Source organism: Nocardioides halotolerans DSM 19273, from assembly GCF_000422805.1.
In the GTDB taxonomy this organism is placed as follows: Bacteria; Actinomycetota; Actinomycetes; order Propionibacteriales; family Nocardioidaceae; genus Nocardioides; species Nocardioides halotolerans.
Map to the genome: position 1 here is coordinate 347,842 of NZ_AUGT01000009.1, position 26,077 is coordinate 373,918.

Annotated in this window: 19 protein-coding genes; 11 read left to right on the forward strand and 8 right to left on the reverse strand. The window is 72.7% G+C overall.

Annotation, left to right across the window (positions count from 1 at the left end):
* Positions 1–28: 28 nt before the first annotated feature.
* Complete coding sequence (locus G514_RS0101570) at positions 29–643, forward strand: hypothetical protein (protein WP_028650326.1); 615 nt, start codon at positions 29–31, stop codon at positions 641–643.
* Here G514_RS0101570 and G514_RS0101575 read toward each other — a convergent pair.
* Genes G514_RS0101575 through G514_RS30065 form a run of 4 tightly spaced genes read right to left on the reverse strand, consistent with a single transcriptional unit; the run spans position 572 to position 10,892 of the window.
* A complete protein-coding gene (locus G514_RS0101575; RefSeq protein WP_028650327.1) occupies positions 572–2,422 on the reverse strand; it encodes a hypothetical protein in 1,851 nt (616 codons plus the stop codon). The two genes, G514_RS0101570 and G514_RS0101575, sit on opposite strands and share 72 nt — an antisense overlap.
* Positions 2,419–5,256, reverse strand: a complete 2,838-nt coding sequence (locus G514_RS28865; protein ID WP_028650328.1) for an outer membrane protein assembly factor BamB family protein — start codon at positions 5,254–5,256, stop codon at positions 2,419–2,421. The genes G514_RS0101575 and G514_RS28865 overlap by 4 nt, the downstream gene beginning before the upstream one ends.
* A gap of 15 nt (positions 5,257–5,271) precedes the next feature.
* Positions 5,272–8,130, reverse strand: a complete 2,859-nt coding sequence (locus G514_RS0101585; protein ID WP_157544546.1) for a M4 family metallopeptidase — start codon at positions 8,128–8,130, stop codon at positions 5,272–5,274.
* Between the two features lie 2 nt (positions 8,131–8,132).
* On the reverse strand, positions 8,133–10,892 hold the full coding sequence (locus G514_RS30065; protein ID WP_028650330.1) for a M4 family metallopeptidase: 2,760 nt from the start codon (positions 10,890–10,892) through the stop codon (positions 8,133–8,135).
* 300 nt (positions 10,893–11,192) lie between these two features.
* Here G514_RS30065 and G514_RS30070 point away from each other — a divergent pair, with 300 nt between their 5' ends.
* The 4 genes from G514_RS30070 to G514_RS0101610 all read left to right on the forward strand — a co-directional run bounded on the left by G514_RS30070 (position 11,193) and on the right by G514_RS0101610 (position 14,852).
* Complete coding sequence (locus G514_RS30070; RefSeq protein ID WP_036563187.1) at positions 11,193–12,443, forward strand: PrsW family glutamic-type intramembrane protease; 1,251 nt, start codon at positions 11,193–11,195, stop codon at positions 12,441–12,443.
* A complete protein-coding gene (locus G514_RS0101600; RefSeq protein ID WP_028650332.1) occupies positions 12,440–13,336 on the forward strand; it encodes a hypothetical protein in 897 nt (298 codons plus the stop codon). Before G514_RS30070 ends, G514_RS0101600 begins: the two co-directional genes overlap by 4 nt.
* 74 nt (positions 13,337–13,410) lie before the next feature.
* The gene (locus tag G514_RS0101605; RefSeq protein WP_028650333.1) at positions 13,411–14,094 is read left to right on the forward strand and encodes a hypothetical protein; all 684 of its coding nucleotides are present in this window, start codon (positions 13,411–13,413) and stop codon (positions 14,092–14,094) included.
* The gene (locus tag G514_RS0101610) at positions 14,094–14,852 is read left to right on the forward strand and encodes a hypothetical protein (protein ID WP_028650334.1); all 759 of its coding nucleotides are present in this window, start codon (positions 14,094–14,096) and stop codon (positions 14,850–14,852) included. The genes G514_RS0101605 and G514_RS0101610 overlap by 1 nt, the downstream gene beginning before the upstream one ends.
* Here the strand turns inward: G514_RS0101610 and ispF are convergent.
* Positions 14,849–15,355, reverse strand: coding sequence for a 2-C-methyl-D-erythritol 2,4-cyclodiphosphate synthase (gene ispF / locus G514_RS0101615; RefSeq protein ID WP_281167592.1), 507 nt, complete (start codon positions 15,353–15,355; stop codon positions 14,849–14,851). The two genes, G514_RS0101610 and ispF, sit on opposite strands and share 4 nt — an antisense overlap.
* Before the next feature lie 68 nt (positions 15,356–15,423).
* On the opposite strand from ispF, the gene G514_RS0101620 reads away from it, so the two are divergent.
* From G514_RS0101620 to G514_RS0101630, 3 genes are read left to right on the forward strand one after another with little or no spacing between them, the layout of a single operon-like run.
* Positions 15,424–17,016 (forward strand): molybdopterin-dependent oxidoreductase, encoded by a 1,593-nt coding sequence (locus G514_RS0101620; protein WP_028650336.1) that lies wholly within the window; start codon positions 15,424–15,426, stop codon positions 17,014–17,016.
* Positions 17,017–17,035: 19 nt separating this feature from the next.
* Positions 17,036–17,806 (forward strand): SDR family NAD(P)-dependent oxidoreductase, encoded by a 771-nt coding sequence (locus tag G514_RS0101625; protein ID WP_028650337.1) that lies wholly within the window; start codon positions 17,036–17,038, stop codon positions 17,804–17,806.
* Positions 17,807–17,829: 23 nt separating this feature from the next.
* A complete protein-coding gene (locus G514_RS0101630; protein ID WP_028650338.1) occupies positions 17,830–18,885 on the forward strand; it encodes a class I SAM-dependent methyltransferase in 1,056 nt (351 codons plus the stop codon).
* A 2-nt stretch (positions 18,886–18,887) separates the two neighbouring features.
* On the opposite strand, the gene G514_RS0101635 is transcribed toward G514_RS0101630, so the two are convergent.
* From G514_RS0101635 to G514_RS24300, 3 genes are all read right to left on the reverse strand, one after another.
* Positions 18,888–19,625, reverse strand: coding sequence for a phosphotransferase family protein (locus tag G514_RS0101635; RefSeq protein WP_028650339.1), 738 nt, complete (start codon positions 19,623–19,625; stop codon positions 18,888–18,890).
* Between the two features lie 63 nt (positions 19,626–19,688).
* On the reverse strand, positions 19,689–20,930 hold the full coding sequence (locus tag G514_RS0101640; protein ID WP_084151700.1) for an HNH endonuclease signature motif containing protein: 1,242 nt from the start codon (positions 20,928–20,930) through the stop codon (positions 19,689–19,691).
* Positions 20,931–21,504: 574 nt separating this feature from the next.
* On the reverse strand, positions 21,505–22,725 hold the full coding sequence (locus tag G514_RS24300) for a C39 family peptidase (protein WP_051246450.1): 1,221 nt from the start codon (positions 22,723–22,725) through the stop codon (positions 21,505–21,507).
* Between the two features lie 132 nt (positions 22,726–22,857).
* Between G514_RS24300 and G514_RS24305 the strand changes: the two genes are divergently transcribed.
* From G514_RS24305 to G514_RS0101660, 3 genes are read left to right on the forward strand one after another with little or no spacing between them, the layout of a single operon-like run.
* Positions 22,858–24,027: a PP2C family protein-serine/threonine phosphatase gene (locus G514_RS24305; protein ID WP_036563188.1), complete on the forward strand. Its 1,170-nt coding sequence runs from the start codon at positions 22,858–22,860 to the stop codon at positions 24,025–24,027.
* Positions 24,024–25,592, forward strand: a complete 1,569-nt coding sequence (locus tag G514_RS24310; protein WP_036563189.1) for a sensor histidine kinase — start codon at positions 24,024–24,026, stop codon at positions 25,590–25,592. Before G514_RS24305 ends, G514_RS24310 begins: the two co-directional genes overlap by 4 nt.
* Complete coding sequence (locus G514_RS0101660; RefSeq protein WP_051246453.1) at positions 25,564–26,016, forward strand: response regulator; 453 nt, start codon at positions 25,564–25,566, stop codon at positions 26,014–26,016. Before G514_RS24310 ends, G514_RS0101660 begins: the two co-directional genes overlap by 29 nt.
* Positions 26,017–26,077: the final 61 nt, after the last annotated feature.

Consider the following 26,077-nt stretch of genomic DNA (forward strand, 5'->3'; position numbering starts at 1 on the left):
CCCGGCCCCGAGAGACGAAGGACCCGACGTGGACCTCACCCGCACCCGCACCGCGCTGCACGGCATCGCGGAGCTGCTGCTCGCCGGACCGCAGTACGCCGAGAGCGGCACCATCCGGCTGCGCGTCGCACCCGGCGGCATCGCGACCGTGGCCGCGCCCGACCTGCGCCTCGACGGCGCCGAGCTGGTCGGCCCCGCCGGCCGGCACCCGCTCACCGGCACCTACGCCGAGGCGGCGGCGGCGCTCGGCGTGACGCCCCGCCCGCTCGGCGACGTCTACTCCGACCGTGCCGACGTCGGTGTCGACGACCCGCTCGGCGTCGACTCCGCGCACCTCGCCGTCCTCGTCGACGCGCTCGCGGTGGGCGACGCCGCGCTGCGCGCCTTCGCGCCCGACCAGGTGCCGGTGCTGTGGCCGGAGCACCTCGACGTCGCGATCTCCCGCGACGAGGTCAACTACGGCGTCTCGCCCGGCGACGCCCACGTGCCGGAGCCCTACGCCTACGTGGGGCCCTGGACGCCACGCACGGGCGAGTTCTGGAACGAGTCGTTCGGCGCCGCGCGCCCGCTGTCAGCGCTCGGCGGCGGCGCCGACGCCGTGGCCGACTTCTTCCGGGAGGGCGCGCGGCTCGCCGGGGCCTGACGGCGCCTCCTCCGGCGCGCCCTCCTCCGCGTCGGCGACCGGGTCCGAGCGGGCGAAGATCCGCCTGCCGGCGAGCCACGCCGCCATGGGGATGCCGAGGAAGAAGAACGCGGTCAGCGAGTCGTCGTACTGCGCGACCTCGTGGGAGACGGTGACCCAGAACAGCAGCACCACGGACAGCAGCAGGTAGCCGACGAAGAGCAGCGGCCGCGCGCCGCTCGGCAGGCGCCGCGAGCTCTCCGAGGCGAACGCCGATCCGCTGGCGAGCGTCAGGACGACGCCGAAGACGAGGACCAGCACTCCCGGCAGGCCGACCAGGCCACCGAGGAAGGACAGGTAGTCGCCGCGGCTGACGACCAGCCACGAGAACACCACCACGGTGATCAGGGCCGTCAGCGCGGTGTGCGACAGCGACCGCCACCGGACGACGACCAGGCCCAGCACCCCGAGCGTGGCGACGAGGTCGACGGTCGGGTAGGAGAAGCCGAGCTCGAGGTCGAGCACCGGGACCAGGAGCTGGACGAAGCACCAGGCACCGACGACCACGAGCGCCGAGCCCAGCTCGTCGCCGTAGCCCCCGCGTGCCCGGCGCATCAGCACGATGCCGACCCCGACGGCCACCGCCGAGACGATCGCGAGCCCCTCGGTCCCCATCCAGCCGTAGAAGCCGCCTGCCTCGACCAGCCAGTCGGCCCGGTCGCTCCGGAGCTGGCCGATGAACAGGAAGGCCACGCCCACGCCGAGCAGGTTGAGGATGTAGGACAGGGCGAGGACGAAGCTCCCGCCGTACATCGCCCGCTCCTTGGCCAGGGCGTAGTCGTCGGACGCCGGGAAGCGCGTGACGGCCACGACCAGCACCACGAGTAGCACGACCATGACGGTGGTGCGGGTGACGGCGACCGGCTGGTAGGTCAGCGCCGCCGTCCACTCGTCCCACTTCAGGGCGACCTGGACGACCAGCTTCACGAGCAGGAGCGCCACCAGCACCGCCAGCAGCCAGTGCCGGCGCAGGAGCCGGGTCGGCTCGGCGAGGCTGGTGGACACGTCGAGGGCGAAGTCGATGACGGACACCGCGGCGACGTAGACCAGCGGCAGCAGGATCGCGTTGGTCTGCATGACCTGGCCGTCGACGAGCCCCGGCACCAGCACCGTGAACCCGCGTCGCTCGCTCTCGATATGCGCCCACAGGAGCGTGCCGTACTCCAGCAGGAGACCGACCAGGACGACGGCGCGCGCCAGCCCGGTGACGACGACAGCCGTCCGCGGCCGTCTCCGCAGCAGTGGGTGGAGCAGCGCGGAGGCCAGCAGGGCGGCCGGCACCGCGAGGTAGCCGACCCGCATCAGGGCGGGGCCGTGCTCGAGGACCCAGGCGCCCAGCCCCAACCCGGACGCGTTGGTCACGACCAGCAGCGACCCGGTGACGGCGTAGAGGACCGCCACGAAGACCTGGACGGACGGGCTGGCGTCGAGCGCGCCCCAGCACAGGAGCGCCCACCCGAGGGCGAACCCCAGCAGCGCGATGGGCAGCGCGGCGACCGGGAGGAAGCGCAGCGCGTTGTCGCCGTTGAGCTGGAGCATCGACCCCTGCCGCCACGCCTCGGGGAAGAGCACCGAGGCGAGCAGCAGCGCGAGCAGCACCAGCGCACCGCGGGCCAGCTGGCGCTCGGTCCTCGACAGGCTGGTCAGCCGCAGCCGCCCCTCGCGCACGGGGTCGCGGAAGGTGCGCACCCACAGCGGCCCGAGCAGGATCGTCAGCAGGCGCCTGGCTCTCTCGGTCACCGGACCTCCACCACGACGAGCTCGACCCCGGTCGGGACGATCAGCCGGCCGTCCGGGGTGAGGCCGACGTTGGGGCTGATGAGGTAGGGGACGCTCCCCGGCTCCCAGGCCGTGAGGAGGCGTCCGGTCCGCACGTCGTGCACCGAGACCCGGAACCAGTTGTCCTCCACGTCGTTCTCGTTGCCCGACTCGGTGACGAAGACGTGTCCGTCCGCGACGTAGGGCGCCCCGCCGGCCGCGCGCCTCGTCGCCAGCGACCACAGCTCGGCGCCGGTGTCGGCTGCGTAGGCGTGGACCACGTGGCCGTCGATCGACACGACGACGCCGTCCGAGACCGCGGGGGCGAGGGAGAACGGCGGGTCCGCGACCGGGTGCGACCAGAGCCGGGAGCCGTCCGACGCGTCGAGGGCGACGAGCTCGGAGGTGTTCCTGGACGGACTGACGCCGACCGCGTAGACGACGCCGTCGGCGTACGCAGGGGCGGCGAAGAGGTGGGCCTCGGGGTCCTGCCAGACCGGCTGTCCGGTGCGGCCGTCGTAGCGGGCCAGCCCGCCGCCGCCGTAGAGGACGTCGCCGTCGGGGAGCACCACGGGGCTGCTCGTCGAGACCTGCAGCGCGATCGGCGTCCGCCAGAGGGTGCGGCCGGTGTGCAGGTCGACGGCGGCGAGGCCCTCGCCGTCGACGCCGAATGCCACGGTGTCGCCTCCAACGGCCGGCACGGCGCCGAAGGCGGTGTCGCCGCCGCGCGCCGACCAGAGCAGCTCGCCGTCGGCGAGACGTCGGGCCTGCACCTGGTTCTTCCGCCTGGCCACGACGATGCCGTCGGAGACGACGGCCCCGGTCTGGATGGTGTCGGGTGAGTCCTGCAGGAGCGTGGTCGTGCCGTCGGCCGCGACCTCGACGAGACCGTCGGGGACTGGGGCGATCACGTCGTCGCCGACGGCCACCGGCGGCTCGGTGACCGCACCGGGCAGGGTGCGGGCGGTGGCGAACAGCTCCAGCCCGGTCGGCCGCTCCTCGTCGTCGAGCGGGTAGGCGAAGAGCACGGTGTCGGTCGTCTCCTGCCCGCCGTACGCCGTGAGCACCAGGCAGCCGTCGACCACGGCGGGCGAGACGTCGTCGAACCACTCGGCGCCGGCCGTTGCCAGCGGCAGCGGCCACCGGTCGTTGATGCGCCCGGTGGCGAGGTCGAGGACCACCACCTCGCCGTCGCGGGTGCCGAGGACCACCTCGTCGCCGATGACCGCGGGGGCGCTGCGGGTCTTGGGCACCTCGCGGCGCCACAGCCGGTGCCCGTCCTCGAGGTCGAACGCCGTGAGCCGCTCGCCCAGGTCGAGGGCGACCAGCACGCCGTTGCCGGCCGCCATGGGCATCTCGCCGACCCCCCGGCTTCGCGTCTGCCAGTCGATGTCGCCGTCGCGCGAGAAGCCGTGCACCACGCCGTCGCTGTCCTCGACCAGCACCCGGCCGTCCGCGACCAGCGGACCCTGGACGAGCCCCGAGTCGAGGGACGCCGACCAGGCCGTGTCGCCGCTGTCGGGCTCGAGCGCCGTCAGCGTCCCGGACAGGTCGCCGGTCAGCAGGTGCTCGCCGTCGTAGGCGGGGGAGGTGCGGACCGCGCCGCCGAGCGTCACCTGCCAGGCGACGTCGCCGTTGGTGAGGTCCACCGCGGTGACCGAGCCGTCGTCGCTCGGGACGGCGACGAGCCGCCCGACGGTGACGGGCGTGGCCGACACGACGTCGGGGAGCTCGCGCACCCAGAGCGCCCGGCCGTCGGCGACGGACAGCGCCCACACCCGCTTGTGGCTGTCGGCGACCACGACCGCGTCGCCGGCCAGCACCGCCGGCGCCAGGATCGGCCCCTCGAGCTCGATGCGCCACCTCATCTCGCCGGAGTCGGTGGTGCGCAGCGACACCAGGCCGTCGGGCTCCGCGACGACCATGACGTCGCCGTCGGAGACCGGCGCCATGAACGCCCGCTCGGGTCGCAGGTCGGTCCACGCGAGCTCGCGGCCCAGCCGACCGTGGGGGACGGAGAAGGTGCGGCCCGCATCGAAGCCCTCGGTGCTCCCGACCACCGGCTCGACCTCGTCGACCGGGTCGGGCTCGCGACCCTCGGCGTACCAGTTGCCGGCCACCCCGTGGAACTCGACGAGCTCCTCGGTGAAGTCCTGGCCCGTGGCCTCGACGCGGTCGCGGGTGCGCACGGTCCCGTAGCCCGGGCAGGTCCACTCGTCGAGCACCTCGACGGCGTCGGGGGCGTCCTCGAGGTCGAGCGGGGAGGAGCCGACGAAGTGCGCGCAGTCCTCGAAGGTGTGGCCCCCGACCTCGACGTCGACGACCTCGGTGAGCTCGGTCGTCGATGAGTAGTCGATGTCGCCGACCTTCCCCTCGAAGTCCCACGACCGGCCCTCCTCGACCGGGAGCTGGTAGGCCACGATCGGCGGGTCGATGCCGAACCAGCGGTCGCCTTCCTCCTGGGCGTACTGGTACATCGTCCGGCCGTCGACCCCGAGGTAGGCGTCGAAGGCGCGGGGGCCGCTGCCGGGGTAGTCGGTGTAGCTCCGGCTGACCTGCATCGTCGGCCGCAGCGACCCCTCGGCCTCGGTGTCGAGGAGCGACGTGGTGCCGACGACCTGGCTGGTGCGCGTGCCTGAGGGCTCACCGTGGTCGAGGACGTCGTAGACCCAGGTCGTGCCGAGCTCGAGCGGCTGCACCTCGCGCATCGCGGCCAGGTCGTCGTCGGGGACGGTGACGGCGACCCCCGCGACGACGGCGGCGGGCACCAGCAGCAGGGCAGGCAGCCACCCCGCGACCGCTCGCGCTCTCCTCATCGGTCCGCTCGGTCCCTACAAGCCGTCGGGGATCTCGGCGGTGAGCACGTCGTCGCCCCCGAAGGCGGCGTCCTGCCACACCAGCCGGTTGCCCGACAGCGACGGGAAGCCCTGCTGCCCGCCCCCGGGCACCAGGTCGTAGACCTTCCCGCTGGTCAGTGACGCGAGGTAGAGGTCGGTCTCCGGGAACGGCGAGGCGCCGCCCGCGACCCCGGCGGTCAGCGCGCCCTTCTCCTCGGCCCACACGACGTAGGTGTCGTTCATCGTGACGCCGAACGGCGAGGCGGCGCCGCTGAGCTGGAAGCTCTCGCCCGCGGCGTTGAACAGCTCGGCGTGCCCGCTGTCGTCGACCGCCACGATGTTCCCGGCGTACGCCGCGACCGAGATCACCGCGCCGTCGAGCTGACCGACCTGGGTGACCGGCCCGCCCGGCTGCCACGCCAGGACCTTGCCGCCGTCGGTGCCGATGCCGACCGTGCCCGCGCCGGTGCCGAGGCCGGTGAGGGTGTCACCCCGCAACCCGGTGACCTGCGCCCGGGTGACCCGGCCGCCGGCGTCGACGTAGGAGAGCGTGTCGTCGGCCCCGACCCACGCGGCGCCGGCGTCGGACCCGGCGAGGCCGGCCGCGAGCGTGGTCTCGAACGGCACCTCGGCGAGCACCACGGAGGAGCTGCCGCCGGAGGTGTAGCGCGTGACCTCGCCGTTCAGGTCGAGGGTCAGCAGCGCGTCGCCGCCGAACACGACGTCGGCGACGTTGGAGCTCGACCCCATGCTCGGGGTGGCGCCGCCGATCTTCGTCGAGGCGAGGAAGCCGAAGTTGTCACCCTCGCCGCTGACGTCGAGCCACGCGACGCTGTCGTTGCTGACGACGGGGTGCAGCTGGGTCGACGGCGAGGCCGACACCGTGTCGCCGCCCAGCTCACCGGTGTCGGGGCAGCCCGCGCAGATCTTGTTGGCGTCGAAGACCTCGCGCGCGGTGCGGAGCACGACCGGGTCGAGCTCGGAGTCGATGATGACCTGCTCGATGGCCGCCCGCGCGTCGAGGAACCCCGCGGTCGGGCCCAGCCGGGTGGTCAGCGCGGCGTACACGACCTTGTCGAAGGCCTGCGCCCGCGGTGAGTCGTTGCCGGGCTCGCCGTCGATCCTGGCGAGGTTGACCCGGATCGACCAGAGCGCGTTGTTCCAGATCGCGGAGTTGAAATGGACGCCACCCTGGTCCTGGCTGCTGAAGCCGAGCAGCTTGAGGCGGAACCCCGGGTCGAGCGCGCGCAGGTAGTCGTCGAAGTCGTTGCCGGTGAGCATGTAGCGCAGCGACAGGCTGCCGTCGGGGTTGCGGGTGCAGAAGTAGGTCTCCTCGGTGTAGCCGGTGCAGCCACCCTCGAAGATCGCGACGCTGTCGGTGCCCTTGACCCGGTTGCCGATGACGTTGCCGAAGTAGTCGGAGAAGCTCTCGTTGAGGGCGCCGGACTGGCCGGTGTACTTCAGCCCGGCCGAGGTCGAGGTCACGCCGTGGGTGATCTCGTGGCCGGCGGTGTCGATCTCGACCTCGGTCACCTCGGCCACGCCCTGGTCGGTCGTGCAGGGGTTGCCGTAGACCATCTGCGGCTGGCGCAGCGAGCTGGTGAAGAAGGAGTTGCAGAAGTCCGACGGGCCGTAGTGGACCGACGAGACCAGCGAGCCGCCCTCTCCGTCCCAGGAGTTGCGGCCCAGGCCGGCGTAGTAGTCGTAGACGTCGCGGCTGAGCGCCTGGGCGGCCATCGACTCGGCGTCGCGGATCGTGGTGTCCTTGCTGACCACGAGCTTGCCGGGCAGCTGGCCGCTGCTGCGCACCTTCGAGGCGTCGTACGTCGAGATGCCGCCGGTCCGGCCCTGCTGGTCCCACGACGGCGTCGTGGTGTCGAGCAGCGCCACGCCGTCGTCGGTCTGCACGCCGTGGCCCGTGAGCGTGCCGCCGATCGGGTTCGGCCCGGTCACCTCGACCGACCCCGGGTCGGGTTCGGCGGCGGGACCTGTCCGCTGGGCGAGGTGCACGCGGTGCAGGTAGCGGGCCGCGGAGGCGGCGAACGGGAGGGCGATCTTCCCCTCGCCGGTGACCTGCTGGACGCTGAGGATTCCGCCGGTGGTGGCGTCGATGAAGTAGTTGGCGGCGTTGAGCGGGGTCGCCGGGTCGCCGGTCGTGGCGACGGGGATCAGCCAGGCGAGGACGCCCGCGCCCCGCGGCAGCACCACCAGCGACGGCGGCGCCTGGGCGGTGCCGGACGACGCCTGCTCCGCGACCTGGCGCGCCTGCTCGGCCGGGACGGTGGCGGAGGTCGACACGGTCAGGCCGGGGAAGACCCGGCCGCGGACGCCGGTCAGCCGGCCGTCGCGCTCGACGAACACCAGCGAGGCGTCGAGCACCGGCACCTCGCCGACGGCCTGCGTCGCCTTGGTGGTGACGATGCCGGGGACGGTGACGGTGTCGGGCTCACCGAGCCGCAGCACGTCGGAGCCGACGCCGAACAGGTCGGGGCCGAGGTCGTCCATGAACGCCGTCGGCGTGCCCGGCCACGACCCGCCGCCGAGCTCGGCGAGGTAGCCGGTGACGTCGTCCTGGCGCCCGGTCCAGCCGGTGCCGGTCTCCTCGCGCAGCCGGTCGATGGCGCGCTGGAGGGTGGTCAGCCGGGTCTGCACGTCGGACCCGCCGGCCGCGCCCCCGCCGCCCGGGTCGCCCCGGTGGTCGTTGACCCAGGTCTCCGACACCACCAGGGTCACCGGCTTGGTCGCCGGCCCGCCGTCACCGTCGGTGCCGTCGATGCCGTCGATGCCGGTGTCGCAGCCGGTGGCGACCAGGGCCACCACCGTCACGAGCGGGGCGAGCCAGACGCGGCGCACGGTCACAGTCCTCCAGGGATGGCGGCGGTGAACACGTCGTCACCGCCGTAGGTGGCGTCCTGCCACACGAGCTGCCGGCCGGAGATGGACGGGAACCCCTGCTGGGCCGGAGCGGGATGCAGATCGTAGATCTTGCCGGTCCCGAGCGAGAGCAGGTACAGGTCGGTCTCGGGGTAGGGCGAGGTGCCGCCCGGGACGACCGGCGTCTGGATCTGCGCGGTCGCCTCCGACCACACGACGTACTCGTCCGACATCGCGGCTCCGAACGGCGCCGCGTTGCGGGTCACCTGCAGCGTCTCGCCGTCGGCGGTGAACAGCACGGACCGGTGGCTGTCGTCGATCGCGAACACCGGTCCGCCGTAGGTGGCGGTCGAGAGGATCGCGCCCTGGAGCTGGCCGACCTGGCGGACGTCGCCGATGCCGGGGTCCCAGGAGAAGACCTTGCCCTGGTCGGTGCCGAGGGCGACCGTGCCGCCGCCGGCGGCGATCGAGGTGATCGTGTCGCCCTGGAGGCCGGTCAGCTCGGTCTGGGAGATCGCGCCGGTCGAGTCGACGTACTTCACGGCGTTGCCGGAGAGCCAGGCGGCGCCCGCGTCGGAGCCCGCGAAGCCGGCGGCCAGCGTGGCCTCGGCCTGGACGTTGTCGATCACGGTGCTGCCCGCCTCGTCGGTGCGGGTGACCCGGCCGCGGAGGTCGAGCGTCATGATCGCGTCGCCGGCGAACCCGACCTCCAGCGTGTCCGCGGACGCCGAGAGCGCCGGGTCGCCGGACCCGCCGAGCGTCGTCGCCGCGGCGTAGCCGGCGTAGTCGGTGGTGGAGCTCAGGTCGAGCCAGACCACGCGGTTGCCCGAGATCGACGGGTGCAGCTGGGTCTGTGGGGCGGTGGTGACGCTGTCGCCGGCGAGCTCGGTGACCGTCGGGCACCCGGTGCAGATCTTGGCGGCGTCGAAGACCTCCCGCGCGGTGCGCAGCACGACGGCCGGCAGCTCGGAGTCGATGATCACCTGCTCCACCGCCGCCCGGGCGTCCACGAAGCCGCTGCTCGGTGTGAGCCGGGTCGCCAGCGCGCCGTAGACGGCCCGGTCGAACCGCTGCGCGAGCTCGGAGGCGTTGCCGTCGGCGCCGTCGATCTGCGCCAGCCGGGATCGGATGCTCCACAGCGCGTTGTTCCAGATCGCCGAGTTGTAGTGGACGCCGCCGAAGTCCTGGCGGTAGTCGATGAGGACCAGCAGGCGGGTCCCGGGCGTGAGGATGCGCAGGTAGTCGTCGAAGTCGCTGCCGTTGAGCATGTAGCGGAACGACGTGGTGCCGTCCGGGTTCGCCACGCACAGCTGGCTCTGCGGCGCGCCGGAGCACGCGTCCTCGCCGAACGCGACGCTGTCGTCGGCGTGGATCAGGTTGCCGATGACGTTGCCGAAGTAGTCGGAGAAGCTCTCGTTGAGCGCTCCCGACTGGCCGTTGTAGAGCAGGCCGGCGCTGGTCCCGGTGACGCCGTGGGTGATCTCGTGGGCGGCGATGTCGGGCTCGACGAAGGTGTTGCTGAACTGCTGGCCCTGCTGCACGCACGGGTTGCCGTAGACCATCTGCGGCTGGCGCAGGTAGCTCGCGAACATCGCGTTGCAGTAGTTGTCGGGACCGAAGTGGACCGAGCTGACCAGCGGCCCGCCCTCGCCGTCCCACGAGTCGCGCCCGAGCGACTCGTAGTAGGCGACGATCTGGTGGCTGTAGGCCTGGGCGGCGATCGCCTCGGTGTCGGTGATCGTCGTGCTCGGGCTGGTCATGAGCCGACCGGGCAGCCCGGACTCGTTCTTCAGCGTCGACGCGTCGTAGGTCTGCACGGCGCCGGTGCGCTGCTCGGCGTCCCACGCCTCGGTGGTGGTGTCGGTGAGCTCGACGCGGTCGCCGTTCTGCAGGCCGTACGCCGTGAGGTCGCGGCCGAGCGGGTCGCGGCCGCTGAGCTCGACGCTGTTGGGGTCGGGTGCCGCGGCGGGTGCGGATCCCGCACCCAGCTGCGGGGTGGGCGGCAGGACCTCCGTCGAGACCGGCCGGACGTCGAGCAGGTCCGCGGTGTGCGCGTCGATGTAGTAGCGGCCGGCCTGCAGGTCCTCGGGCGAGGCGCCGAGCACCACGACCTCCCACGCCAGCACGCCGGTGCCGGTGGGCAGCACCACGAGGCGAGGGGCGCCGTCGGCAGTGCCGCCCGCGGCCTCGGCGGCCGTGGTCGAGGCCTGCTCCGCGCTGATCGTCGGCGTGGTGCCGACGCTCAGGCCCGGGAACACCCGGCCGCGCACGCCGGTGACGCGCTCGTCGTCGCTGCTGGCCGGGCTGCCGCGGCCGGTGAAGACCAGCGCCGCGTCGAGGACGGGCACCTCGCCGACCGCCTGGGTCGCGCGGGTGGTCGTCACGTGGGGGACCGACTCGCTGTCGCGATCCCCGAGCCGCAGGGTGGTCGAGTCCACCCCGAGGAGGGCCGGGCCGTGCTGGTCGACGAACTCGGCGGGGCTGCCGGGCCACGACCCGCCGGTCAGCTCGGCGAGGAACCCGGTGACGTCGTCCTGCCGGCCCGTCCAGCCGGTGTGCGTGTCGGAGCGCAGCTCCTCGATGGCGTCGCGGAGCGCGCCGATGCGGGCCGCGGCCTCGCCGTCGGCCTGGTGGGCACGGATCCAGGTGTCGGAGACGACGAGGACGGTGGGGCGTCGCTGGTCCTCGCTGCCCTCGATCGGCGTCTGGCAGCCGGTCGCGAACAGGCCTACCACCGCCACCGCGGGGAGGGTCCAACCACGCCTGATCCGCCTGCGTCCGGGCGCGCGGCGAGGACGGGTTCTGATCATGGCCCCGCGATGGTCAGGGTCAGGTCGTCCAGAAGTCAATGACCCGTCTGGGCACGTTGAAAGATAGTCCTCTCCAGGTCTCTGAAACCTGCCTCGGACCTGACACCATGCCCGCAGCAGCACGCCGGGGTGGCGTGCTCCCCTGCCCTGGACCGACCTGTACCGATCCGGTACTGATCCTGAGGAGTGATTCACGTGGCGTGTCCTACGTGTTCGTCCGACAACCCGGAGGTGGCGTCGTACTGCCACCGCTGCGGGACGTCGTTGCGAGCCGGCGATGCGAGCCGCACGGCGTCCTACGCCGTCCAGTCCGCCGAAGGGGTGACGCAGTTCGCGCTCATCTCGACGGTGATGCCGCACACCTCGCGGCGCTCGGCCGACAACTACCGGTGGGCGATGATCCTCTCGGGCGTGCTGATCCTCGGCGCGACTGCTCTCGGGCTGCTGCCCATCGCGATCGCCGCGGCCGCCTTCCTGGTGCCGCTGGCCTACCTGGTCTACATCGACGACGTGAACCTCTGGGAGGAGGCGCCGGCCGCGGTCGTGGTCGGGCTGTTCCTCGCCACCGGTGCGCTGTCGGTGCTGGTGTCGCTGTTCTTCTTCGACTGGGTCTTCGACGCCCAGTGGGCGAGCTTCGCCGGCGGCGGCCGCGCCCGCGGCGGTATCGGGTCGATGTCGTTCCCGGCGCTGCTCATCTTCGCGGTGCTGCTTCCGGTGGTCGCGGAGGTCGCCAAGAACCTGTTCGCCGTGCTGCTCGCCTCGCGGCCGCAGTTCGACGACATGATCGACGGGCTCACCTTCGGCGTCGCGGCCGGCACGGCCTACGCCGCCTTCGAGACGGTCGTCGTCTACTCCTCGGTCTTCACCGCCCAGGACTTCCGGACCACCTCGGGCATCGCGTCCTGGCTGGTCGTGGTGGTCAACGTGATGGTGATCAAGTCGCTGATCTACGGAACGGCGACCGGCATCGCGGTCGCGGCGTACTCCGGCAAGGGCGAGGCCTACGACGGCTTCACCCCGGCGTACTTCGCGAGCTTCGGCCTCGCGGTCGGCGCGAACATCGCCTACTGGCTCGGTGTCCGGCTGATGGCCTACCTGCCGTTCGGCAACGCGCTCGGCCTGATCTGGGGCTTCGTGATCCTGGCGGCGCTGGTCGTCAAGATCCGGATGATGCTGCAGACGGCGCTGCTCGAGGCCGCGGTCGAGGCCGCCGCCAAGGGCGACGACTACGACAACAAGCGCTCGACGTACGTCGAGGCGTACTGCCCCGAGTGCGAGAACCTCATGCTCGCCAACGCGTCCTTCTGCATCGTCTGCGGGACGTCGGTCCGCTCGAGCTCGCGCCAGGCGAGGTCGGCGATGGGCATGCGCGCGGTCCCGGCCGGTGCCCCGGCGGTCGACTTCGCCGACCCCGTCGACCCGGTCCATCCCGACGCGCCCGCCGACCCGGCCGCTCCGAGCACCGACGGAGGTGACAAGTGAGCACGCCGCCGAGCGCGCCGACCCCGCCTCCGGTGAAGTCGTCGGAGGAGTACTTCAACAGCACCAGGCTCAGGATCATCGGGATGATCACCGCGGCGACGGTCGCGGTCGGTGCCCTCGGCGGCATCGCGGGCGTGGTCTTCGACCCCGACCCGATCACCAAGGACAACGTGGTGCAGCCGGGCGGCGACGAGAACGCGCGCCTCGCCCCGCAGTCCCTGGGCGGCCCGGGCAACGCCTCGCCGCGGGGTCACGCCGCGCGCTCGCCGTTCACCTCGCGGGTGCCGAGCGCCGACTCGACGGCCTCGCCGAGCTCGGTCGGCAGCGTCTCGCCGGGCACGGGCGGGCTCACGGGCGGGCCGTCGGTCGACCCGACCGAGGAGCCGACGCCGGACAACGGCGGCGGCACCCCGTGCGAGGGCGGCTGCGGGCAGACGATCGAGGCGACGGGCGTGGACATCTACGTGCCCCCGGGCTGGGCCGTGGACTTCTCCGACGAGAACCGCGTCTTCCAGAGCGACGGCAACGGGAGCTTCTCGTTCGCGTTCAGCTTCGTCGACGACCCGGCCGCGGCCTCGGGCGACATCATCTCGCAGAACCTGGAGAACCTGCTGCCGCCGGAGAACTACACGCAGCTGCAGACGTCGGACGTCGTGCCGCTGTCGCCGTTCGGCTCCGTGGTGTCGCTGTCGGGCATCGAGTACGAAGCCCTCTGGGTCGACAATCAGGGATCGGTCAGCATCCACGGGCAGATCTACGTGGGTGTGCGCCAGGACGGCACCGTGCTCGGGATCCTGATCGAGCACATCCCGGCGGAGGACTTCGAGTCCGCCTTCGAGGACATGTCGCCGATCCTGGACAACTCGTTCAACCGCTTCGGCGGGGTCAGCTGAGGACCGCCAGAGCTGTCTGAACAGCGGACCCGGGGTGCCCGTCGTGGCACCCCGGGACCGCGGACGGGGGAACCGTGACTGACCACCACCGCCACGACCGGGGCCGGGTCATCGGCCTCCTGCTCGGCGCCTGCGTGCTCGTCGGTGGCGCGGGTGCCGCCGGCGGGGTGGTGTTCGACCCCGCGCCCGCGTCCGGCTCCGAGGTCGTCCAGCCCGGAGCGGTCGCGATGCCCTCGGGCCACGGCATGCACGCCGCGGTCGGGCCGGCGGCCGACGACCTCACCGGTGGCTCGGTCGTCACGCTCGAGGGCGGCGTCCCGGTCGTCGTACCGGCCGGGTGGGAGGTGACCGGCCAGCGCACCAACAACGTGAGCCTTGCCGACGGCAAGGGCAGCTTCGCCTACGCGCTGACGGGCCGGGCCAACCCCGGCTCCAGCGCAACGGGTCTCCTCGCCGCCAACATCCCGGTGCTGCTCCCGCCCGAGACCTACACCCAGCAGCTCCTCGTCGACTACGGCGAGCTGCAGCCCTTCGGCAGCGTCGTCTCGGCGGCGTACACGGAGTACGAAGCGCTGGTCGCCGACAACCAGGGGTCGCTGTCGCTGCACGGGCAGATCTACGTCGGGGTGCGACAGGACAACCTCGTCCTCCTGCTCCTGGTCGAGCACACCCCGGCCGAGGAGTGGAACGAGGAGGGGGTCCCGGCCACCGCCGACCTCGTCAACGGCAGCTTCTCGCTGTTCGCGGGACTGGGCTGATGACCGGGCCGACCGACGCCGCTGCGACCTACCGCCGCCACGACCGGCGCCGGGTGATCGGCCTGGTGCTGGCGGGCTGCGTGCTCGTCGGCGGGCTCGGCGCGGTCGCGGGAGAAATCTTCGACCCGCCGCCGACCACCGACCGGAAGGTGCGGCCGGGTGCCCCTGGACTCGGGGTCGTCGTGACCCAGGGCAACACGGTCGCCAAGGCGCGGCCTGCGTCGCGTGTCGGGGGAGGCACCTTCCGGCTGGACGGGACCACGCAGGACCCCAACCTCACCGGCACCCTCTACGACATCGGCCACGACGCCCCGATCTTCATCCCGAGCGACTGGGAGGTCTACCAGACCGCAGACACCCGGCTGTGGGCGATGAACGGCAAGGGCAGCTTCGCCTTCGCCGCGGCCGGCGCCTACAACGACGCCTCGGTGCGGGCCGGCGACGTGATCCAGCAGAACCTCGAGGGGCTGCTCCCGCCCGACACCTACACCCAGCTGGTCACGAGCGGACCCGAGGACTTCGGGACCATGCCCTACGGCGAGCTGACCAGCTGGTCGGAGCTGAGCTACGAGGCACTGTGGACCGACCCGCAGGGCTCCGCGCCGATCCACGGGCAGATCTACGCCGGCGTGCGCAAGGACGGCGCGGTGCTCGTCGTGCTCATCGAGCACGTGCCGCCCTCGGAGTGGGCCGAAACGCTCTACCCGCGGGCGGCGATCGTCGAGCAGTCGTTCCTGCGGTTCGCCCGGCTGTTCTAGGCCGTCTGCACGACGAGGGCGGTGGCCAGGGCCGCGACGCCCTCCCCGCGGCCGGTGAGGCCGAGCCCGTCGGTGGTCGTCGCCGAGACCGAGACCGGTGCGCCGACCGCGTCGCCCAGCACCGTCTCCGCCTCCTGCCGCCGCGTGCCGAGCCGGGGCCGGTTGCCGACGACCTGGACGGCGGCGTTGCCGATCCGGAAGCCGGCGGCGCGCACCCTCGCGGCGGTCTCCTCGAGCATCGCGGTGCCGGAGGCGCCGGCCCACCGCGGGTCCGACGTACCGAAGTGGGAGCCGAGGTCGCCGAGCCCGGCCGCGGAGAGCAGCGCGTCGCAGAGCGCGTGCGCGGCGACGTCGGCGTCGGAGTGGCCCTCGAGCCCTTGCGGCTCGTCCGGCCAGGCGAGACCCGCGAGGTGCATCGGCACGCCATCGGCGAACCGGTGCACGTCCACGCCCAGCCCGACCCGGGGCAGCCGCTCGGTGGGCTCGCTGCCCGGCTCGCTCACGGGGTGCATCATGCCCCGTCGCCCGGCCGCTGCGTAACGGATGACTCCCCGTGAGGGACAATCGCGTCGTGAGGACCTTCCGCGGGGCGTGGTCGGTCGCCGGGCTCGCGGCCGGTGTCGCGGGGCTCGCGACCAGCTACTTCGTGGCGATGGCGATGACGCTGCGGGACTCGCCGGTCGTCGCCGTCGCGAACCTCGTCGTGAAGCTCACCCCGGGCTGGCTGGCGCACTACCTCATCGAGCAGGTCGGCAAGCTCGACAAGCCGCTGCTGCTCCTCGGGATCTTCGTGGTGCTCGCCCTCGTCTTCGCGTGGGCGGGGCGGCTCGCGCGGCGGATCTGGTGGGCTCCCGCGCTGGTCTACGGGGTGCTCACCATGATCGGTGCGATCGCCGCGCGCGAGGAGCGGGGCTCGAGCGCCGTCGACGTCGTGCCGGTGGCGGTCGGCTTCGTGACCTGGCTGGTGGCGCTCTCGCTGCTGACCGAGCCGCTGCGCCGGGCCGAGCTCGCCGCGCCGGCGCCGGCGCCGGCGCCGGCTCCGGCCGTGCCGGACGTCACCGCGGTGGACCGGCTCGAGCCCGCCTCCGTGCGCGCCGACCACACCAGGCGGACGTTCGTGATCCGCGCCGGGATCCTCGCCGTCGGCGCGGTGGTGCTCGGTGCGGCCGGGCGCGTGGTCGGCCGGGGCCGCCGGCACGTGGAGGAGTCGCGGCGGCTGCTGCGGCTGACCCAGGTCACCGAGCCGGCGGTGCCCAAGGGTGCCCGGATCGGCCTCGAGGGCGTGACGCCCTGGCAGACGCCGAACTCGCGGTTCTACCGCATCGACACCGCGATCGTCGTCCCGGCGATCGAGCCGAAGAACTGGTCACTGCGCATCCACGGCAATGTCGACCGCGAGATCACGCTGACCTACGCCGACCTCGTGGACCGCCGGTTCACCGAGGCGTGGGTGACGCTGTGCTGCGTGTCCAACGAGGTCGGTGGTGACCTCATCGGCAACGCGTGGTTCAGCGGCGTCCGGGTCGCCGACCTCCTCAGGGAGGCCGGGGTCCACGACGACGCCGACGCGGTGCTCCAGACGTCCGACGACGGGTGGACGTGCGGCACGCCGCTGACCGCGCTGACCGACGACCGCAACGCGATGCTGGCCGTCGCGATGAACGGCACGCCGCTACCCCTCGAGCACGGCTTCCCGGCGCGCACGGTCGTGCCCGGCCTCTACGGCTACGTGTCCGCGTGCAAGTGGGTCGTGGACTACGAGGTCACGAACTTCGCCGACATCTCGGCGTACTGGACCGACCGGGGCTGGGGCGAGAAGGGCCCGATCAAGCTCGCCTCGCGCATCGACGTGCCGCGGTCGGGCGCCGAGGTCCCGTCCGGGGCCGTCACCTTCGGTGGCGTGGCGTGGGCCCAGCACACCGGCATCGAGGGCGTGGAGTTCTCCGTCGACGGCGAGGACTGGACGGACGCCGAGATCGCCGCGGTCACGAGCACCGACGACACGTGGGTGCAGTGGAAGGGCGTCGCCGAGCTGGCGGAGGGCGACCACACCGTGCGGGTGCGCGCGATCGACAAGGACGGGCAGGTGCAGACCGGCGTCGAGCAGGACGTGCTGCCCGACGGCGCCACCGGCTGGCACACGCTGGACTTCACCTGCACCTAGCCGCTCTAGGCTCTGGCGCGTGACGGACTTCGCCGGACGCACCGGCTGCGCGCTGGTCGTCGGTGGCAGCGGCGGCCTCGGCCTGGCCGTGGTCCGGCTGCTCGCGTCCCGCGGCTCCTCGGTCGCGCTCACCTACCGCTCGCGCGCCGAGGCCGCCACCTCGGCCGTCGACACCGCGCGCTCGTGGGGCGCCCACGCGTCCGCGCACCGACTCGACGTCACCGACGCCGGGGCGTGCGCGAGCGTCGTGGCGGACGTCGTCTCGGCGTACGGCGGCCTGCACACGCTGGTCCACGCCGCCGGGCCGCACGTGCCGATGAAGCACCTGTCCTCGGTGGACCCGGTCGAGCTCTCGACCCAGCTGGCCGAGGACGCCGCAGGGTTCTTCAACGTGGTCCACCCGGCGCTGCCCCACCTCCGCGCCGCCGAGGGCTCGATCGTCGCGGTGACGACCGCCGCCACCGCGCGCTACCCCGTCCGCGACGGGCTGTCGTCGGCGCCGAAGGGCGCGGTGGAGGCACTGGTGCGCGGGCTCGCGGCCGAGGAGGGGCGGTACGGCGTCCGGGTCAACGCCGTAGGCCCCGGCATGCTGACCGACGGCATGGCGGCCCGCCTCATCGCGTCCGGCGACCTCTCCGAGGACGCCCTCGCCGTCGCGCGCCGCAACATCCCGCTGCGTCGCTTCGGCAACGCGACCGACGTCGCGGAGGCGGTGTGCTTCCTCGCCTCCGACCGCGCCGGCTTCGTCTCCGGGCAGAAGCTGGACGTCGACGGCGGCTACTCGGTCTAGGCCCACGGCATGAGGAGGCTCCGATGAAACGCCAGGACCTGGTCGAGCGGATGAGGGCGGCGACCCTCGGCACCTTCGACGTGGCCACGATCTACCTCGGCGTGAAGCTCGGTCTCTACGCCGCGCTCGCAGACGGCGCGCCGGTGAGTCCGGCCGAGCTCGCGGAGCGGACGGGCACCGACGAGCGCCTGGTCCGCGAGTGGCTGGAGCAGCAGGGCGCCACCGAGCTGCTCGAGGCGTCGTACGCCGACGGGAAGTGGCGGTTCGCCCTGCCTGCCGAGCACGTCGACGTGCTGCTCGACCCCGACGCCGTGGACGGCATCGCCGGCACCGCGCTGTCGCTGGTCGCCGACCTCGCGCAGGTGCCGCGGCTGGTGGAGTCCTTCCGCACGGGCGTCGGAATCCCCTACGCCGACTACGGCCCCGACGAGGCCGAGGGGCAGGCGCGCGGCACCCGGCCGGTCTACCGCTCCGAGATGCCGCGCTGGCTCGGCGGCGTACCGGGCCTGCGGGAGCGGCTCGACGCCGGCGGCGCCCGCGTGCTCGACATCGGCTGCGGTGTCGGCTGGTCGAGCGTCTGCATCGCGCAGTCGCACCCCGACGTCGTCGTCGACGGCATCGACCTCGACCGGCGCTCGATCGAGGCGGCCCGCGCGGTCGCCGAGTCGCAGGGCGTGAGCGACCGGGTGCGCTTCGAGGTCCGCGACGCCGCCACCCTGGCCGGCGCGGGCTACGACCTCGCGACGATGTTCGAGATGCTCCACGACCTCGCGCGCCCGGTCGACGTGCTGCGGGCCGCGCGCGAGGCGCTCGGCCCCGAGGGCGTCGTCCTGGTCGCCGACGAGCCGTCCGCCGAGGCCTACGCCGGCGCGGCGTCCAGCGAGGACGATCGCCGCCACTACGGCTACAGCGTGCTGCACTGCCTCCCGGCGAGCATGACCGAGCCGGGCTCGGCCGCCACCGGCACCGTGATCCGCCCGGACGTCGTGCGGCGCTACGCGCTCGACGCGGGCTTCGCGTCCGTCGACGTGCTGCCGGTCGAGAGCGCGGCCTTCCGGCTCTACCTGCTCAGGCCCTGACCTCAGACCTGTGACCGCAGCACGTCGACCTCGCACCCGGGCGCGGTCGGGTCGAAGCCGTGGTCGACCAGCCAGCGGATCGCGGTGAGGCTGCGCAGCGACCACCACCCGCGGATCACCTCGCGGTCGACGTCGCGGCCGTAGCCGGCAAGCACGTCGCCGAGGTGCTCGCGGTGGCCGAGCGTCAGGATCGCGAGGTCGTGCAGCGGATCGCCCTGACCGCCCTCGGACCAGTCGAGCACCCCCGTCACCATGTCGCCGTCGACGAACACGTGGGCGACCTGCAGGTCGCCGTGCACGAACACCGGTGTCCACGGCCGCAGCGCCGTCTCGGCCAGCCGATGGTTGTGCGTCACCAGGTCGGCCGGCAGGACGTCGTTCGCGAGGAGCCAGGCGCACTCCCGATCGAGCAGCTCGGCCGTCTCGTCGAGGTCGCGACTGCGCCACGAAGGGAGCGGTGCCTCGTGCAACCGCCGCAGCATCGCGCCGGCCGCGCGCCACGCCGCCGGCGAGGCGGTCGACGGCTCGCCGAGCTGGGCGAGCGCCTGCCCGGGCAGCGCCGCGAGGGCGAGGACGGGCGGCGTGTGCCAGAGGACCTCGGGAGTCGGGATCGGCGCCAGCTCCATCGCCGCGACCTCGACCTCGACGCGCGCCGGATCGCCGTCGACCTTGAGGAAGACGTCGCCGACCCGGAGGGTCGCACGCTCGTCGTGCGCGACGACGACCTCGACCTGCTCCACGTCAGTGATTGTCGCGTCGTGAGGGTCTGGCCTCCACGTGTTTGCTCGGCGCTCCTGATCGGCTCACGTGCGTCGGTGGAAGGTGTACTTGCCGGTGGGGAGTTGGTCGAGGTGGTAGCGGGGGTCGTGGGCTCGTGCGTGGTGGTGGGGGCAGAGGGAGATGAGGTCGCGGAGGTTGGTCTTGCCGCCGTCGGCCCAGCGGGTGCGGTGGTGGGTGTGGGTCATGCCGGGTGGCCAGTCGCAGCCGTCGATCTCGCAGCCGCGGGCTTCGATGGTCTTCGCGATGCGCTGGGCCTCGGAGGCGAAGCGCTGCTTGCGGCCGAGGTCGAGGACGTGGGAGTTGCCGTCGAGGACTGCGGGGAGGACTCCGGCTTCGCAGGCGAGCCTCCGTGCGGCGCCGGGGGAGAGTCGTTCGCCGGTGTCGAGCCGCGCGGCCTTCAGCCGGCCCTCCAGCGCGTCGAGGGTCATCGTGACGACGACGGTGGCGTTGAGTCCGCCGGCCTTGGGCAGGCGCTTGTGGGGGTAGCGCTGGATGAGCTCGACGAGGGCTTGTCCGAGGCGTTGCGGGGTGGGCTTGCGCTCCCCGAGTGGTCCCTTGCTGGCCTGGTGCCTGGGGGCGGCGAGGGCGAACAGGTGCTTCTTGAGCATGGCGCCGGTGAGGGTGTCGAGGGTGAAGCGGCCGTGGGTCTTGCCGTGCCCGTCGTCCCAGATCGTGAGCCGGACCGCCGCTTCCGCGGCTCGTTCTTCTCGTTCGAGGAGTGTGGCTTCGTGGGCGTCGGCGGTCTCGGGGGAGGTGACTTCGAGGATCCGGCGGCCGAGGACCTTGAGGTGCTTGGCGTCGAACTCGCGTGCGTACTCCAGCAGTCGCTGCTCTGCCCCGGCTGTGATGGCGGAGTCGAGGTCGTCGGGGAGGTCGGCGAGGGCGCGGAGGATGGCCTCGGCCTGCTCGAGGTGGAGGCGACCCTCGGCGAGCGCGGTCCGGGTCGCCTGGTGGTGTTCGAGGCCGTCAGCGAGTCGCATGGTGCGGTGGGCGTGGGTCTTCGTGGTGCGGGTGGTGGCGGCGTGCCAGGTGGCGGTCGAGGTCGCGCCGGTCTGGGCGGGGAGGTCGACGCGGCCGGCGTGGGTGAGGAGTCGTGCTTCGAGCTCGGCGAGCTGTGCTTTGGCGGACTGGACCTCGGCGATGGTGGCGACGGTGTCGTCGGCGTTCATCGACCACACCGGAGTGTCCGCGACAGCGGAGAGTTCTTCACGCACGCCAGCCACGGCCCGGGTGACCGGGTGGGGGTGGTGGGCGAGCGCTGTCATGGCACCTATTCCAGCACTGACCGCCGACGGTCGCTGGGGGCTCGGATCCCGTTGTGGACAAGGGGTTTCGGCGCTGTGGTTGTGGACGTGAAGTGGACGTTCGCCGGCGTGCGGGGGCGGCGGGGAGCGCACGCTGCGGTGATCTCGACAAGCTCGATCAGCGGTGGTCCAGCGGGTGCCTTGGCTTCAGGGGTTTCGAGACGGTCGCTAGCGCGACCTCCTCAACCAGCGGTGGGGAAGCGGGTGCCTTCGTTGCGGTGATCTCGACGAGCTCGATCAGCGGTGGTCCGGCGGGTGCCTTCGCTGCGGTGGCTTCGAGGCTCGTCGCTAGCGCTCCTCGCACCTCAGCCACCGTGGGGCGCGCGCCGTACCGCACCACCGCCGGACCGCAGCCATGCCTCCGGCGGCGACCCGATAGCCAGCGCAGACACTCGGCTCTCGGGTTGCCGCATCCAAACCGAGCGACGCAAGCAGGTGCCTTCGCTTCAGAGGTTTCGAGACGGTCGCTAGCGCGACCTCCTCAACCAGCGATTGGCCGCAGCAGGTGCCTTCGCTGCTGGTGCGACCGCGCGCCTTACCAGTTCCCAGGCGACGCAGGCAGCGGATGGGCGGCGTCGTGGATGACGTACGCCGTGCCGCCGGAGCCGGTCAGCCAGACCGACTCGAACTGCCGGCGGTCGTAGGTGCGGCGGACGGTCGAGGACGAGGGGGCTGCGGGGTCGTTGACGACGACGTCGCCCGTCGCGGTGAAGCCCACGATCACGAGGAGGTGGCCGGCGGTGGAGGAGATCGGTGCGCCGTAGAGCGCGCCGTTGGAGAAGGACACGGAGGCGATGACCGGGATGCCGGCCGCGATGAACGACTCGGCCTCGGAGAGGGAGCGGAGGCGGGTGACGAAGGCGGAGAGGCCGCGGGAGGCGGCGTAGGCGGTGTTGAACGGCCAGTTGCCGGTGCCCTCGTAGGAGACGTCGTAGGTGCGGCGGGCGACCTCGTCGACCCAGGGGTCGACCCGCGGGCCGACCCAGGCGTAGGACTTGGGGGAGGGCAGCCGGCCGTAGTAGCCGAGCACCATCGCGGTCGAGGTCGGCGAGCACCAGGCCTCGCCGCCGCCGCCGTACTGGCCGAACTCGCCGCGGTGCACCATCTGCGAGTAGCGAGGGACGTCGAGCACGACACCGGACGCGACTCCGGGCGGCGACACGGCGGGGGCCGACGACGGCAGCCGCGACGCGACGGCGCCGACGAACGAGACCGACGGCGACGCCGAGGAAGCGCCCGCCCGTCGCATCAGCCGCACCTGCAGCTGGTAGGTGTCGGCCGAGCCGGCGGCCTTCCAGGTGTCGACGTCGACGCGGCCCAGCGCGTCGGACTGGCCGGGCACGGAGGTCCGCCGCACGTGCTTGTCGGAGGACGCCCAGCGCCCGAGCACCATCCAGTGGGACCGGGTCGATCCGGAGGTGAGCCGGGCGCGGACCTCGACCCAGCTGTTCTTGGGTGTCGCGGCCGACCACGACGCCACCAGCTGGGTGAAGCCGAAGCCGGTCGAGACCGGCGAGGAGGTCCACGTGCCGACGTCGTACGTCGTGCCGCGGTAGGCCCGGCGCTTGGAGGGCTTCTTGAGCACGAGCGCGCCGTGCTTGACCCGCAGCCCCTTCACCGCCCCGGTCCGCAGCGCGGGGCCGCCCTCCCAGCGGGAGAACGCCACCTGGCGCGGCGCCGGGTCACCGGCGGAGGGCGTGGCCACGCCCACCAGCATCCCGGCCGGGAGCAGACAGACCAGCAGCACACGGAGCACGGTCCGACTCTAAGTCACTCCCGTCACTCACGTCACAGCTTCCGTTCTTCCGCAATCACCTCGGTTCGGCCCTGCACCCCGTTAGTCTGCGTCTGGCCGGTGCCACAGGGAGGCGCCGCCAGAGGGAGCCACATGACCCAGCGTCTGTCGGGCGTCCTGCTCGTCGAGGACGACGAGGGGGACGCACTCCTCGTGCGGGAGTGCCTGCGCGACGCCGGGCTCGCCGACGACGACCTGATCTGGTGCCGCACGGTCGCCGACGGCGTCGACGCGCTCGTCGAGAAGCCCTCGTGCGTGCTGCTCGACCTCGGCCTGCCTGACGCCGAGGGTCTCTCGGCGCTGCACACCGTCGTCGCCGAGGTCACGACCACCCCGGTGATCGTCCTGACCGGGCGCCACGACCGGACCGGCGTCGAGGCGGTCGCGGCGGGCGCCCAGGACTACCTCATCAAGGACGACCTCACGCCCGAGCTGCTCGACCGCACGATCCGGTACGCCGTCCAGCGACGCCAGACGCAGCTGACCGAGGTGCAGCTGCGCGAAGAGAGGCTGCTCGCCGCCGAGAACTCGCGGCTCGAGCGCGGCCTGCTGCCCAAGCCGCTGCTCCGCACCGGGTTCGTCAGCTGCGCGAGCCACTACCGGCCGGGCCGGGCGCGCGCCGTGCTCGGCGGGGACTTCTACGACGTCGTCGAGCTGCCCGACGGCCGGGTCCGCGCCGTGATCGGCGACGTGATGGGCCACGGACCCGACGAGGCCGCGCTCGGCGTCCACCTGCGCGTGGCGTGGCGGTCGCTGGTGCTGGCCGGCGTGCCGGACGACGAGATCCTCGTCGCCCTCTCCCGGCTGCTCGAGGCCGAGAGCCCCGGCGGCATCTTCGTCACGGTCTGCGACGTGGCGATCGACCGCGACCTCGGCGCGACGATCCAGGTGGCGGGGCACCCGCCGCCGATGCTGTGCGCCGACGGTGCGGCGGCCTACCTCGAGGTGGCGTTCGGCCCGCCGATCGGCATCCGTGACGAGGTGCCCCCGGCCGGCTGGCCGGTCACCCGCACCACGCTCCAGACCGGCTCGGCGCTCCTCCTCTACACCGACGGGCTGCTCGACGCCTTCCGCCAGGTCGACAGCCTCACCAGCGTCGGGCTCGACGAGCTGCTCGAGATCGCCTGCGGCGCGCTGGGCGAGGACGGGTCGCTCGACGACCTGCTGGCCTCGATCGTGGCGCAGGCGCCCATCCGCGCGGTCGACGACACCGCCCTGGTGGTGCTCAGGGTCGACGACCCCGGCGCGGGGCGGACCGCGTGACCGTGCAGGGCTGGAGCCTCCGACGACGCGTCACCCGCGCGATCGTCGGCGTGCTGATCCTCCTGATGGTGCTGGTCGCGACCGTCGTCTACTACATCGCCGAGGCCAAGAGCACCGGCGACGAGCTCGTCGAGCAGTGGGACCCCGCCTACACCATCAGCCAGAACACGCTCACGGCGATGGTCAACCAGGAGAGCGGCGTCCGCGGCTTCGCGCTCGGCCGGGACGAGGCTTTCCTCGAGCCCTACAACATCGCCAACCTGCTCGGCGGCTCGGCGCAGGGGACCCTGCGCAAGTACCTCCTCGACTACCCCGAGCTGCTCGCCAAGCTGAAGGTGCTCAACACGGCCATCGACGAGTGGCGCACGACGATCGCGGAGCCGATCATCGCCCGGGTGCGGGAGGGCGACCCGGGAGCGGCGGCGGCCGTCGCGACGCCCGAGGCGCGCGCGGCGTTCGACCGCGTCCGCGAGGCCTCCAACGACCTCACCAACAGCATCGACGCGAAGCGCGCCGACGTCACCGAGGAGCGCGAGCGCGCGTTCGTCTGGGTGTGGTCGGTCATCGCCCTCGGCGCGACCGTGCTGCTCGTCACGGGCCTGGGGCTGGGCCGCGGCCTGCGCCAGCAGGTGCTCGCGCCGATGACAGGGCTCATGCGCCAGACCCGGGAGGTCGCCGCCGGCAACCTCGACCTCGAGATCGCGCAGAGCGGGCCGCTCGAGATCCAGGCGCTCGCGTCCGACGTGGACCTGATGCGCGGGACGCTCGCCTCGCAGATCGAGCGGATCGAGCGGGCCCGGAGCCGCATCCAGCAGCGCAGCGCCGAGCTGGCGCGGTCCAACACCGACCTCGAGCAGTTCGCGTACGTCGCCTCGCACGACCTGTCCGAGCCGCTGCGCAAGGTCACCAACTTCTGCCAGCTCCTCGAGCGCCAGTACTCCGACCAGCTCGACGACAAGGCGCGCCAGTACATCGCCTTCATGGTCGACGGCGCCAAGCGGATGCAGGTGCTCATCAACGACCTGCTCGACTTCTCGCGGGTCGGCCGGTCGCACGAGCACTTCGTGCAGGTCGACCTCGAGAGCGCGCTCGCCCGCGCCCTGACCAACCTCGAGGAGCCGATCGCGGAGGCGAGCGCCACGGTGGAGCACGGCCCGCTCCCGACCGTCCCGGGCGACCCGACGCTGCTCACCGCCCTCCTGCAGAACCTGGTCGGCAACGCGGTGAAGTACCGGCGACCCGACGAGCCCGCGCGGATCTCGGTCAGCGCCGAGCAGCAGGGCGACCAGTGGCTGCTGACGGTCGACGACAACGGCATCGGCATCGACCCGCAGTACGCCGACCGGATCTTCACCATCTTCCAGCGGCTGCACCTGCGCGACGAGTACGGCGGGACCGGCATCGGGCTCGCGCTGTGCCGCAAGATCGTCGACTTCCACCGGGGCCGGATCTGGTTGGCGGAGAAGCACGAACCGGGTGCTAGGTTCCAACTCACCTTGCCCCAGACCGAGGCACCCGGCGAGACGGTGGACGACGATGAACCCGCGCTACGCGCAGCACCCTGACCAGGCGCTCTCGGTGCTGCTCGTCGAGGACGACCCCGGCGACGTGCTGATCGCCCGCGAGGCGCTGGCTGCCGGTCGCCTCTCGACCGACCTCCACGTCGTCAACGACGGCGTCGACGCCATGTCTTACCTGCGGCGGGCCGAGCCGTACGCCGAGGCGACGCGCCCCGACCTGATCCTGCTCGACCTCAACCTGCCCCGGAAGTCGGGTCACGAGGTCCTCGCCGAGGTCAAGCAGGACCCCGCGCTGCGCCGCATCCCGGTCGTCGTGCTCACCACCTCCCAGGCCCAGGAGGACGTCGCCAAGAGCTACGACCTCCACGCCTCGGTGCACGTCTCCAAGCCGGCCGACTTCGACCAGTTCACCGAGGTCGTGCGCCAGATCGACGACTTCTTCGGCAACGTCGCGGAACTCTCGGACTAGGTCGAGCGCCCAGCGACGACGCGGGCGAGTGAGGCGCGCAGCGGCTCACGAGCCCGCCCAT

Bases quoted from the DNA above. Each gene is read 5' to 3' on its own strand.
- G514_RS28865 (WP_028650328.1), bottom strand. From the start codon at position 5,256: ATGAGGAGAGCGCGAGCGGTCGCGGGGTGGCTGCCTGCCCTGCTGCTG.
- G514_RS0101610 (WP_028650334.1), top strand. From the start codon at position 14,094: ATGACCGGGCCGACCGACGCCGCTGCGACCTACCGCCGCCACGACCGG.
- G514_RS0101630 (WP_028650338.1), top strand. From the start codon at position 17,830: ATGAAACGCCAGGACCTGGTCGAGCGGATGAGGGCGGCGACCCTCGGC.
- G514_RS0101640 (WP_084151700.1), bottom strand. From the start codon at position 20,930: ATGACAGCGCTCGCCCACCACCCCCACCCGGTCACCCGGGCCGTGGCT.
- G514_RS24305 (WP_036563188.1), top strand. From the start codon at position 22,858: ATGACCCAGCGTCTGTCGGGCGTCCTGCTCGTCGAGGACGACGAGGGG.
- G514_RS0101660 (WP_051246453.1), top strand. From the start codon at position 25,564: ATGAACCCGCGCTACGCGCAGCACCCTGACCAGGCGCTCTCGGTGCTG.